Annotated in this window: 7 protein-coding genes; 1 reads left to right on the top strand and 6 read right to left on the bottom strand. The window is 32.8% G+C overall.

Going from position 1 to position 12893, the window contains the following annotated elements; genetic code table 11:
- The 4 genes from ACRHNM_RS01340 to ACRHNM_RS01325 form a co-directional block, all read right to left on the bottom strand.
- Positions 1-2763 carry a PD-(D/E)XK nuclease family protein gene (locus ACRHNM_RS01340; RefSeq protein WP_431132880.1) on the bottom strand — a complete coding sequence of 921 codons (2763 nt, stop codon included), beginning with the start codon at positions 2761-2763 and terminating at the stop codon, positions 1-3.
- A gap of 70 nt (positions 2764-2833) precedes the next feature.
- Positions 2834-4195, bottom strand: a complete 1362-nt coding sequence (locus ACRHNM_RS01335; RefSeq protein WP_431132878.1) for an OmpA family protein — start codon at positions 4193-4195, stop codon at positions 2834-2836.
- 133 nt (positions 4196-4328) lie between these two features.
- Entirely contained in the window at positions 4329-5522 is a 1194-nt protein-coding gene (gene kbl, locus ACRHNM_RS01330; RefSeq protein ID WP_431132876.1) for a glycine C-acetyltransferase, read from the bottom strand.
- Positions 5523-5543: 21 nt separating this feature from the next.
- Complete coding sequence (locus ACRHNM_RS01325) at positions 5544-8729, bottom strand: UvrD-helicase domain-containing protein (RefSeq protein WP_431132874.1); 3186 nt, start codon at positions 8727-8729, stop codon at positions 5544-5546.
- A gap of 81 nt (positions 8730-8810) precedes the next feature.
- Between ACRHNM_RS01325 and ACRHNM_RS01320 the strand changes: the two genes are divergently transcribed.
- The gene (locus tag ACRHNM_RS01320; RefSeq protein ID WP_431132873.1) at positions 8811-9419 is read left to right on the top strand and encodes a superoxide dismutase; all 609 of its coding nucleotides are present in this window, start codon (positions 8811-8813) and stop codon (positions 9417-9419) included.
- Positions 9420-9967: 548 nt separating this feature from the next.
- Here the strand turns inward: ACRHNM_RS01320 and ACRHNM_RS01315 are convergent.
- Complete coding sequence (locus ACRHNM_RS01315) at positions 9968-11866, bottom strand: amidophosphoribosyltransferase (RefSeq protein WP_431132871.1); 1899 nt, start codon at positions 11864-11866, stop codon at positions 9968-9970.
- 90 nt (positions 11867-11956) lie between these two features.
- Positions 11957-12883, bottom strand: coding sequence for a PfkB family carbohydrate kinase (locus ACRHNM_RS01310; protein ID WP_431132869.1), 927 nt, complete (start codon positions 12881-12883; stop codon positions 11957-11959).
- Positions 12884-12893 lie beyond the last annotated feature (10 nt).

Raw genomic sequence — 12893 nt, 5'->3', positions numbered from 1 at the left:
CTAAACCTCTTTTTCTATAAAGTTTATTTCTGGATTACATATTTCGAAGATGAGTTTTTTCAATTCTGCTTCAAAAGCACTTAATGTGTCTTCTGTTATAAAATTGTCTTTAGTTCTTGTTCCTTTAGATGCTTTTTTTCCAAATTTCATAAACCCTGAACCTAATTTTTTAAATGATATAATGCCAGCTTCAACGGGTAACTCTATTTTTTTCTGTTTATGCATCATATAGGCATACATCAGTACTTGAAAACTTTTACTATACTTATCGTAATCTGAGGTAATGTCTTCCCAGTTTACGATTTCAACTTTGCTTTGTTCTACACGACCACTTTTATAATCGATAATTCTTGTAACACCATTATACTCATCTACGCGATCTACTTTACCAGTTAAAATAATTGGAAAATCTAAGCCATCAATTTTAATCGGAACTTCGTTTTTAGTTTCTATGGCTATGATTTTAATGGTGTTCCCTTCTTTAATAGCCTTTTGTTCAAGATTTAAAAAATTTGATATGTAATGTTTGGCTATTTTGTAAATAATAAGATTTTTTCCTTTAGTGATATCACCTTTCTTATATACTGCTTTAAAATGTTGACTAACAGTGTTGTCTATGTTAGATTTCATTTTGGTAATGTGACCTAGAGTTAAATTTTGATTTTCAAGTGGTTTGTAAAAATCTTCGAGGGTATTATGAATTACAGTACCTAAGGTATTTAAGGCAACATTTTCTTCAACATCTTCATATTGTTTTATTCCGAGAATTTTTTCATAATAAAAATCAAGAGGATTTCTTATGTAATTTGTAAGTGATGATGGTGAAAACCCTGATTTTGAATAGCACTTTAATGCTTCAATAATGTTTGAGGATTTTGTAATCTCAATAAGATTTTGATCTGTTATTGGTACTTTTGGAGACACTAAATAATGCCTGATGTTGTGAGTGTCATCAATTTCAAGCTGAGTTATAAAGCGACTTTTTTCACCTCCATTTAAAACATCTGGCTCTGTATTGTAAATAATGTGTATGTCTTGAGCTCGTTGTAACAATCGATAAAAATGATAGGTGTAAACAGCATCCTTTTCTTTATAGGTTGGCATATTGTTTTCAAGCTTTACATCAAATGGAATAAAGGAGCTGTTGCTTTTTCCAGCAGGTAATATGCCTTCGTTAACTGATGTAATGATTACCGTTTCAAAGTCAAGAACCCTAGACTCAAGCATTCCCATAATTTGCAACCCTTTAAGAGGCTCTCCTTTAAAGTCTAAAGTTTCACTCTTTAAAAGCTCTTTATAGAGTCCGAAAAGCGTCGCTATATTATGTATGTATGAATATGTGTTGTTTAGTGTTTCTAATTCATTAAATACCACATTAAACCTGTATAGGTATTCTAAAGCTAAGAGGTTGTTCTGTTTATTTTTATCTAAAACGGCTTTTATCTCTAATATCAGTCGTGAACATTGTTTTAATGCGGTTTCAGAATTGTTATGCCATGAACCAAATAATAAGTCTATAATTTCTGATTCATTAATAGCGAGAGTTTTTAATGTATCAATAGAAATATAGCTAATGTTGTTTTGTTGAATGTCATAAATAATGTTGTCTGAAACACTATTACCTTCCGAATTAAAAAGGGGTTTTACAAACGGATTGGATAAGATGGTAATAACATCTTTATAGTAAAGAGTTTGAGCGTCTGATTTATGTAATCTGAATAAGTTTTCAAACAACGAAGCCATAGGAATATTGCTCAGAGGAAGACCCATTGTAATATTAATTGGACCAATGTTTTTAGGAATTGAATTTAACAGCGGAATAAGTAAAGACTCGTCTCCCAAAACAATCGCTGTGTGCTCTAAAGACTTCTTTTGAGTTTTCAAATTTGAAAGCAATTCTCCTACATATTTGATTTGACCAATGTTCTTAGGAGCGCCAATGCAGTTTATAGTTTTCTCTGAAGTATAATAATTTGATAACCAATTAAAACTTTCAGTATTGAAATAATGCCATTTCTTTTTGTGTGCTCTTATAAATAAGCCTGCATCATGTATTTGATCTTCAACAAAGCTTGCATCTATGTCCCAGTAAATATGAGCTATATTCTGCTGCAAAAGCTCTTGTATGATTATTTCTTCTGCTTTATTGAGTGCATTAAATCCAACAAAGATATATGTTACATTGGTTTGAGAAGCGATGAATTGCTCAAGATTTTCAATAGCTTCTTTATAAACAAGCCCTTGATATCCCTTTTTATTTTGAATTAATTGATTGTTTAATTCAGTGTAAAGCAATTTTAAACGATTCCAAAACGCAAGATAATTTTTCACATAAGATGTTTGGTTTTCATCTAAAGACCAGTGTTGATGTTCAATTTCCTTTATAGCATTTAAGTAGTCAAAAATATGATTAGGAGAAACGAGATATCGGTCAATTTCATTAAAATCTTGTAAAAGCATTTGACCCCATTTTGAAAATGTATCAAAGGGCTCTATTTGCTCTTTAGGCGTATGTTTTAAGTAAACGTTATAAAATTCAAATAGTAGTTCAGTATTATCAGCATATGTAAGATTAGAAAGTGATTCTATAAATTCTTCAATCGATAGAATTCTTGGTGCAAAAATGGTTTTGTTAAGGTGTTTAGAAATATTATGCTTCAGAAATACTCCAGCTCTTTTGCTTGGTAAAATGAAGGTTAAATGCGAAAAATCAGCATTCTTTTTTTGAAGGTCAACAACAACGTCATTTAAAAAACTTACCATGTTATAAAAATAAAAAACGCTCCGAATTTCGGAGCGTTTTTTTTATTTATTTAAAATGTTTTGATAGAACTTATTTTTGAAGTTTTACCTCAACACGTCTGTTGTTAGCTTTTCCAGCTCTAGTTTTGTTTGTGTCGATTGGGTAATCTTCACCAAATCCTTTTGCTGATAATCTGTCAGCATTAATACCGTTAGCGATTAAGTAATCTCTTACAGCGTTAGCTCTTCTTTCAGATAATATCTGGTTAGATGATTTTGCACCATCACTATCAGTATGACCTTCAATAGAGAAGTTTGCTTTAGGATATTCTTTAAAGATAGCTGTCATTGCTTTTAATACAGCATCTGTTTCAGACTTGAAAGACGCTTTACCTGAATTAAATAATATAGTTCTAGCATAGCTGTTAAGCTCTTCCATTACTTCTGCAGTTGGAAGAATTTCTGGACAACCATTATTAGCTACAGTTCCAGCTTCGTTAGGACATTTATCATCTTTATCTAAAACACCATCACCATCAGTATCTGGCCAAGGGCATCCTTTGTTTGCAGATGGTCCAGCTTCATTAGGACAATCATCAGCATTATCAGCTACACCATCACCATCAGCATCTGGGCAACCGTTAAGTGCTGCAAGACCTGCCACAGTTGGGCAATCATCAACATTATCAGCTACACCATCACCATCAGAATCTGGGCAACCATTAAATTCAGCTAAACCAGCTTCGTTAGGACAGTCATCTTTAGCATCTTCGATACCATCGTTGTCAGAATCTGGACAACCGTTGAAAGCTTCTAAACCAGGCACATCTGGACATGCATCATTTTGGTCGTAGATACCATCAGAATCAGTATCTTTACCACCAAACTTGATAGATACACCTAATGAATGTTGGAAGTGATCCACTAAGTAATCTTCGAAAGCAGTTTTATAAGCTGATTGAGCTGTTATACCAATGTTATCGCTAAACCAGTAGCTTATACCTACAGAACCATTTAAAGTTCCAGCACCAATTTCGTCTACCCAAGTGTAACCACCACCAATGCCTAAGAAAGGATCTACTCTTTTAGACTTAAGAAGTTTCATAAAACTATAAGAAACAGTACCATCTAAAGCGTAGTAAGATAAATCACGTACTTCTAAATCACCAATTTTTTTGATTTCGTTAATCGAACCCGCTGCAGTTAAACTAAAACCTGCATCTATGTATCTAGAAACAGATATTGTTGATAAAGACGGAAGAATGTTCCAGTGATCATTTACGTTAAAATATTCGTCAAGGAATTCACCTCTTGGAGCATCTTCTCCAACTGGATAAAGGTCAACCGCATTTGCGCCAATACTAACTTTCCAAGGGTTGTTTTCATCTTGTGCATTAGCATTGAAGCTTAAAGCAAGCAACAAAACGAAAAATAATCTGCTAAGATTTTTCATATTCTAATAATTTTAATTTTAAGTGTTATAAGTGTTAATTCTAAGCAAAAGTAAGTTGTTAAATTTTATTAACAAAGACAAATATATAAAAATATTGATTAGTTACATTAAATTTAGGGAGTTTGGACTCAATTTAAATAATATTTAATCGTTTTCCTACTTTTGTAAAAGCTTCTATAGCTTTGTCTAAATGACCTTTTGTATGAGCGGCTGATAGTTGAACACGTATTCTTGCTTTTTCTCTTGGTACTACTGGAAAGAAGAAACCGATTACGTATATGCCTTCATCTAATAACATTTTTGCCATGGTTTGAGAAAGCTTAGCATCGTAAAGCATTACAGGTACTATAGCCGAATCTCCGTCAATAACATCAAAACCAGCGTCTTTCAGTCCTTTTTTGAAATAGCTTATATTTTCCTCTAGAGTGTCTCTGAGTGAGGTGTCTTTGGAAAGCATGTCAAAAACTTTTATAGAAGCACCAACTATTGCTGGAGCCAATGAGTTTGAAAACAAATAAGGTCTTGATCGCTGTCTTAACATTTCAATTATTTCTTTCTTTCCTGTGGTGTATCCTCCCATTGCACCACCAAGAGCCTTGCCTAAAGTTCCTGTGATAATATCAATACGTCCCATAACCCCTTTTTCTTCTAAGGTGCCTCGACCGGTTTCACCTATAAAACCAGTAGCGTGACATTCATCAATCATAACCATTGCATCATATTTATCTGCTAAATCAGCAATTTGATCTAAAGGAGCCACTAAGCCATCCATGGAGAACACACCATCGGTTACTATAATTTTAAAACGTGCACCATTTTCATTAGCAGAAATAAGCTGTTGTTCTAAATCGTTCATATCGTTATTTTTATAGCGATATCTAGCTGCTTTGCACAAACGAACGCCATCTATGATAGAAGCATGGTTTAATGAATCTGAAATAATGGCATCTTCTTTTCCAAGCAAAGGTTCAAAAACACCTCCATTTGCATCAAATGCAGCTGCATATAATATGGTGTCTTCTGTGCCGTAAAACTCTGCAATTTTAGCCTCTAATGTTTTGTGAATATCTTGAGTGCCACAAATAAACCTAACAGATGACATCCCAAAACCATGAGTGTCCATAGTATCTTTAGCTGCCTGTATCACATCGGGATGTGATGAAAGTCCTAAATAATTATTGGCACAAAAATTTAATACATTTTGACCTGTATTTAAGGTAATTTCAGCGCCTTGTGCTGAAGTGATAATACGCTCTTCTTTAAAAAGCCCATCATCTTTTATGTTTTGTAATTCGGTTTGTAAGTGTTGTTGGATTTTTCCGTACATAATTACTATTTTTTTACAAATTTAAAATTCTTTTATTGTTATTTCATCATTTATATAAATCAGAATCTTTTTAATAACTTTAAAATTCATGTCTTCCATGACTAATTGGTAATCGTAAAGCTGTTCTTGATGTTTAGAATTTGTTAAACCTGTTTTATAATCAATGATAACCGCTTCATTTTTAGAGTTAATCACAATGCGATCTGGCCTTAAGAGCTGCCCTTTTTTAGTAATGATATCCTGCTCGTTATATATGGTGAGTTCAGAATTAAAAAAAGGTTGTAATTGATTGTGATTTACAATATTATAAACCATTACTTTTAGTTCTTTGTACTGTAAAGTGTTAATTTTTCCTGAATTTTTGTATGCATCTAAAATGTACTCAACATCTTCAGCTGTTTTAACTTCAGACATGATATTATGGATTAGATTTCCTTTCTCAATGGCTTTTTCCTGAAGCGTATCCCATAAATATCCAGAACTTGTTACAATATTCAGATTATGCTCTTCTTTTGCTGTTGAAATAAACTCATTTTGAAATATGGTATCATGCGTAGCTGTTTTTGCTTCAGAGGTTTTTACAGGATTTCCAAAACTGTAAGTAAATGTATCGTCTTTCCAATAATCATGAGCCTTTAAATAATTTATAAATAAGCCTGAATAAGTATTTAGCTTTTCAGTTTGTGTTTTTTTATCAACGTCAAACTCTGAGATGATGTATAATTGTTCAATGGGTCTGGTAAGCACTACATAAAGCAGGTTAATACTATCTAATTCGAGTTCTGACAGGTATTCATTATATAGCATGTGGCCAGTTTCATTAAAGTCTTCGAGATCTTTATTTAGATTCAAATACAAATGAGAAAATCCATTAAAGTTATTTTTATTAACAGGAAACCATACTTTTGGATTCAAATCAAAATAGATGCCTTGATTAGCATAAGGAAAAATAACAACCGGAAACTCTAAGCCTTTCGACTTATGAATGGTTATAATTTGAACAGCATCTTTGCCTTGAGGTGATACAATACTCAATGAATCTTTTTTTCTTTCCCAATACTCCAGGAATCCTGAAATACTGGTATTGTATTTTTGCGAATAATCTAAAACTTCGTCTAAGAAAAACTGAACATAAGCATTAGAAGACGTATTAAGTTTAAATTGTCGTAAAACATCTTCTATGGCTTCATAAATAGGTAATTGTAAAAACCGGTTAAAATCAAATTGATAACCAAAATCGTTGAGTGCCTCAAAAAGTTTAAACAGATCTTTGTGAACTAACTGTCTGAAAAACTCGTGTTTATCAACAAGTGATAATTGATGTTCTGCTAAATATTTTAGTGTATCAATCTTAACTTCATCATTTTTTGGCTGAATGGCTAGGGTTAAAATATTAATAATAAAATTAACCTCTGGAGCATTTTTAAGCATGAGGGTTTCCGAAGATATTATGGCGTAATGCTTACTGCTTAAATATTCTGCTATGGCAATGCCTTCTTTTTTTCGCCTAACAATAATGCAAATATCTTTAAGGGAAAATCCGTTTTTTTGTGCTTTTTCAATGGTATTTAAAACGGCTTGGCAGTACAATTCATTTTTGTCCTCGTCATCGGTATTCAAGAAAGATAATTCTACATAACCTTCATTTTTAAATATAAAATCTTGATGAGCATTTTTGTAAATGTGCTGATGCTGTAGGTTTGAAAAAGCAAAATCGGAAATATGATTAAAAAACGTGTTGTTAAATTCTACAATCTGTTTAAAACTTCTGTAATTGGAGGGAAGATTTTTAACAGTTTTTTCTACATGAAATGGATTCCCTTCAGAATACAAATCAATGAATTGTTCTGCTCGTCCACCTCGCCATCTGTAAATGGCTTGTTTTGCATCACCAACAATCATGGCAGTTCCTGTTTCGCCTTTTAGATTTTCTCCAGAAATGGTACTGGCAACCAGCGGAATTAAATTTTCCCATTGCAAAACGGAAGTGTCTTGAAACTCATCAATAAAATAATGTTTGAATTTTTCACCTATTCGCTCGTATATAAAAGGAGTAGGTTGTTTTCGTATTTCTTTATTAATGATAGCGTTAAATTCTGAAATTAATAAGAGGTCGTCTTCTTCTTTTAGTTCGTCTAGTGTTTTTTTAATGACTCCTAAAACAGATAATGGAGTTACATTGTTTAGTGCATTTTTTAAAAATTTAATTTGAAAAACACCTTTTTTGGTGCTTAGAAAGGCGTCTGTTAATTGTTCACGAATTCCTTCAATTGCATGTCCAACATCATCTGAAGCTTTTTTTGGATATACAGGTAATCCTTCTAAAAGGTCGTTTTGCCATTTGGTAGAAAACGATACATTAAAGTTTCCTTCAGCTAGTTTGATAAAGTGTTTAGGTAAATAGCTGCTTGAAAAATCATTGTGATTTAATGAAGTATGATGGATCAATTCAAGAAGGGTTTTTGCAATCTCAATGACATTGTTAGAAGCAGTTTTGTATTGCTTTTGTAAATTAGCTTTTAGATGCTTAAAGTCGTTAAGCGTTTTAGTTTTAAGTTGATCGATATATGGAATTTCATTTTCATTAATCAATAATTCAGCAATAGCATTAAAGTCATAAGAAATATCCCAGCTTTTATCGTCATTAGTCTTTTCTATAGCAAAGTCTACCAGAATTTTTGTTAGTTCATTATCGCTTCCTGCTTTGTCAATAAGTTTATCAACGGCTTTGCTCAACATGGTTTTTGTGTCGAGTTCAACTTCAAAATTAACAGGAAGTTTTAAGTCGTGAGCAAACGTCCGAATGAGTTTATGGTTAAACTTGTCTATAGTAGAGATATCAAATGCAGCATAATTGTGAACCATTGTATGTAATAGCACTTTAGATTTTTCGTGCAATACTTTAGGTTCCAGATTTAAATCGTTTGCAATGGCATCAAACATGCTATTTGAAGTGTCAAAAATGGATTCTTCAGAAAAGGCTTTGAGTGTTTCAATAATGCGCTCTTTCATTTCTCCAACAGCTTTGTTTGTAAATGTAAGGGCTAAGATATTTCGAAAAGCTAAAAGACTATTTGAGCTAAAGAGAATCTTTAAATAGTCTTGAACTAAGGTATAGGTTTTGCCGCTTCCTGCAGATGCGTTATAAATTCTAAAAGGAGATTGCTTTTGCACGCTTAAAATTATAAAAACTATCAATGAGTTCATAGCTATTTAATATTTTTAATTGCGCTGTTTTATGTGTAAATTTGGTATTATTAAGTATTAACAATAAAAAAACATAAAATTATGGCTTTCGAATTACCGAAATTAAAATACGCATACGACGCTTTAGAGCCTCATATAGATGCTCGTACAATGGAAATACATCACACAAAACATCATAATGGATATACGACTAAACTCAATACTGCTATTGAAGGCACCGATTTAGAAGGAAAATCTATTGAAGATATTTTAACTAATTTAGACATGAATAATGCAGGTGTTAGAAATAATGGAGGAGGTTTTTATAACCATTCATTATTCTGGGAAGTAATGAATCCTGAAGACAGAGGCTATTTATCTGGTGAATTAAAAGATGCTATTGAAGCTGAATTTGGTTCTAAAGATGCTTTTGTTGAGGCTTTTAGTAAGGCAGCAGCAACTCAGTTTGGATCAGGATGGGCATGGTTGTGTGTTCATAAAGGAGGAAAAGTTGATGTATGTTCAACACCAAATCAGGATAATCCATTGATGCCAGGTGTAACTTGTGGAGGAACACCAATTTTAGGCTTAGACGTTTGGGAACATGCTTACTATTTAAACTATCAAAACAGACGACCAGATTACATCGATGCCTTTTTTAAAGTTATCAACTGGAATGAAGTTGAAAGACGTTACGCAGAAGCGAAATAAACAATCTAATTAATGCAAAAGTTATGAAAGCAAGCTCATCATTTGAGTTTGCTTTTTTTATATTTAGGAATTGAAATAGAAGTGATATTTGATATGGTTTTTGAAATGAAAAAGGATGAACAGTTGTTCATCCTTTTTGCCCCAAATCTACCATAAACTTAACCTACTTATGTTATGGTGACACAAATATAAGTGGACTTTTTTCTAATTGTTAAATTTTTTAGACTAACGACATATAAATTGGCTTAAACGGGAAAAACGATAGTATTCGTAGTTTATATGTGGTAATAAAGAAATTCTTTAAATACGACAGAAAAGAAATTTAGAAGCAAGTAATTATATATCTGTGAACATATATTAATAAAAAAAGGTGAACATATGTTCACCTTTTTTTGCCCCAAATCTACCATGAACTTAACCTACTTATGTTATGGTGACACCAATGTATGCGTATTTTGTTTAATCTTTCACAAATATTAGACGAAAAGCATTTTTTTCGGATAAACAACACTTTTTTTCGGATAAAATGCTAAAATTGAGCATTTTGTCTAGTAAGCTCTTTCTTTGTTTCCTTCGTAAAAATTAATAAAAGCTCTGTTCACGACACGGTTACCTCCAACAGTTGGATAGTTTCCTGTAAAATACCAATCGCCTAAATTTTTAGGACAAGCTTCGTGCAGGTTTTCGATAGGTTGAAAAATGGTTTTTACTTTGGCTTTTACGCTTGTGTCAGATATTAATTCAGCAATCTTATCAGAAATTTGATCTGCAGTAAATTCACTGTATAAATCTTTTACGAAATTTTTAACATTATGGTCTTTTAAATCTACTTGAGCTTTACATTTATGATAGACCTCTTCAACTAAATGATATTTGTTGTTTTCTTTTAACAACTCTAACATGGCTCTAAATGCGATTAAACTTTCGAGATTTGCCATGTCAATACCGTAACAATCTGGATAACGAATTTGAGGTGCAGAAGACACAACTACAATTTGTTTCGGATTTAAACGATCCATCATTTTAATGATACTCTTTTTGAGAGTGGTGCCTCTAACAATACTATCATCAATGATTACCAAATTGTCATCTGGTTTAATAACACCATAAGTCACATCATAGACATGTGCTACCAAGTCATCACGACTGCTATCTTCAGTAATGAAAGTTCTGAGCTTTACATCTTTAATTGCGATTTTTTCAATTCTAGGTCTTTCAGAAAGTATTTCGGTTACTTTCTCTGCGGAAAGTTTTCCGTTGCCATCTAATATTGCTTGAGTTTTACGCTCGTTTAAATGTTGTTCAACTGTTTCTATCATTCCGAAGAACGACGTTTCAGCAGTATTTGGTATGTACGAAAAGACGGTATTCTTAGTGTCTCCTTCTATAGCTTCTAAAACCTTAGGCATTAATAATTTTCCTAATTTTTTGCGCTCTTGATATATTTCGGCATCACTTCCTCGAGAAAAATAAATGCGTTCAAATGAGCAGGCTTTTCGTTCTAAAGGTTCAAGGATTTTTTTAATGGATACCTCTCCAGATTTCTTGGTAATGATAGCATGTCCTGGAGCCAATTCTTTTACATCTTCAAAATTGACATTAAATACGGTTTGTATTACTGGACGTTCTGAAGCGACAGCGACAATTTCATCATCTTCATAATAATAGGTTGGTCTAATTCCGGCAGGATCTCTTAATACAAAAGAATCTCCATGACCTAAGAGTCCAGCCATAGCATAACCACCATCCCAGTTTTTAGCTGCTTTTTTTAAGATTTTAGCGACATTCAAGCGTTCTGCAATTAAAGGTGAACACTCACTTTTGCTATAGCCTTCTTTTTTTAGTTTTTTATATATTTTACTAACGGCATCATCCAAAAAGTGACCAATTTTTTCCATGATGGTTATGGTGTCTGCCTTCTCTTTTGGATGTTGTCCAAGTGTAACCAGACCATCAAACAGTTCATTTACGTTGGTCATGTTAAAATTTCCCGCAACAATAAGGTTTCTATGCATCCAATTGTTTTGTCTCAAAAAAGGATGAACACTTTCAACGCTGTTTTTTCCAAAGGTACCATAACGAACATGACCTAAAAGCAATTCACCTATGTAGGGAATGTGTTTTTTTTGAAGAGCAACATTATCTTGGTATTCTGGATGCTCTGTCAACTCTTCATTAATGCGTTTATTGATTTGATCAAAAATATCTTGAATAGGCTGCTGGGCAATTGAACGTACACGACTTATGTAGCGTTCGCCAGGATGTGTGTCTAATTTTATACTTGCAAAACCAGCACCATCTTGACCACGATTGTGTTGCTTTTCCATCATGAGATACATTTTGTTAACACCATAAAATGCACTTCCGTATTTTTCTTTATAATACTCTAATGGTTTTTTAAGTCTTATGAGTGCAATTCCGCATTCATGTTTTAAAGCATCGCTCATTGTTATGTTCTATTTTTAAAAGTGTACCAAAATTATAAATTTCGGATATAGTATTAAATAAAAAACGCGCTCAATTCTGAGCGCGTTGGTTTATGATAATTCAATATTAAATTGAGTGAGTTGCTTGAACTCTTTCAGTCTGTAATCGATATCGTCTTTAGTTAAATTCTGCATACGTTCAGTGCCAAACTTTTCGACACAAAAGGATGCTAAGTTTGAACCATAAATGACCGCGTTTTTCATGTTTTCAAAGGAATAATCCTCTGTGCTTGCAAGGTAACCAGCAAAACCACCTGCAAAGGTATCTCCAGCTCCTGTAGGATCAAATACTTCTTCTAAAGGTAAAGCAGGAGCATAGAATACATTGTCATCATGAAATAATAAGGCACCATGTTCTCCTTTTTTTATAACCACATATTTTGGTCCCATTTCATGAATTTTGCGAGCAGCTACCACTAAGGAGTATTCTCCAGTTAATTGTCTTGCTTCTTCATCATTAATGGTAATAACATCTACTTTTTTAATGACCTTGTGTAACTCTTCAAGAGCACAATCCATCCAAAAATTCATCGTGTCTAAAATAACCAGTTTAGGTTTTACTGTCATTTGATTTAATACACTTATTTGAACGATTGGATGTAAGTTTCCTAGCATAACAACTTCAGCATCTTTGTAGTGATTAGGAACTTTTGGGTTAAAATCGGCTAGAACGTTAAGTTCTGTAGCTAAAGTGTCTCTAGAATTCATATCATTATGATACTTACCACTCCAAAAGAATGTTTTTCCTTCTTTTATGATTTCTACACCATCGATATTAACGTTTCTATTTGATAATAAATCTAAATATTCTTGCGGGAAATCACCACCAACAACAGATACTGCAGCAGAATCTACATCAAATTGAGATGCTGCTAAGCCTATAAATGTTGCTGCACCACCTAGAATTTTGTCTGTTTTTCCGAAAGGAGTTTCAATAGCGTCAAAAGCTACTGTACCAACTATAACTAATTTGCTCATAAAAGCGTTT

Source organism: Psychroserpens mesophilus (assembly GCF_050617655.1).
GTDB lineage: Bacteria > Bacteroidota > Bacteroidia > Flavobacteriales > Flavobacteriaceae > Psychroserpens > Psychroserpens mesophilus_A.
Note: the sequence above shows the minus strand (reverse complement) of the source record. Positions and strands in the feature narration are given on the sequence as shown.

Coding starts and splice junctions, on each gene's coding strand:
- ACRHNM_RS01340 (WP_431132880.1), bottom strand. CDS start 2,763: ATGGTAAGTTTTTTAAATGACGTTGTTGTTGACCTTCAAAAAAAGAAT.
- ACRHNM_RS01335 (WP_431132878.1), bottom strand. CDS start 4,195: ATGAAAAATCTTAGCAGATTATTTTTCGTTTTGTTGCTTGCTTTAAGC.
- kbl (WP_431132876.1), bottom strand. CDS start 5,522: ATGTACGGAAAAATCCAACAACACTTACAAACCGAATTACAAAACATA.
- ACRHNM_RS01325 (WP_431132874.1), bottom strand. CDS start 8,729: ATGAACTCATTGATAGTTTTTATAATTTTAAGCGTGCAAAAGCAATCT.
- ACRHNM_RS01320 (WP_431132873.1), top strand. CDS start 8,811: ATGGCTTTCGAATTACCGAAATTAAAATACGCATACGACGCTTTAGAG.
- ACRHNM_RS01315 (WP_431132871.1), bottom strand. CDS start 11,866: ATGAGCGATGCTTTAAAACATGAATGCGGAATTGCACTCATAAGACTT.
- ACRHNM_RS01310 (WP_431132869.1), bottom strand. CDS start 12,883: ATGAGCAAATTAGTTATAGTTGGTACAGTAGCTTTTGACGCTATTGAA.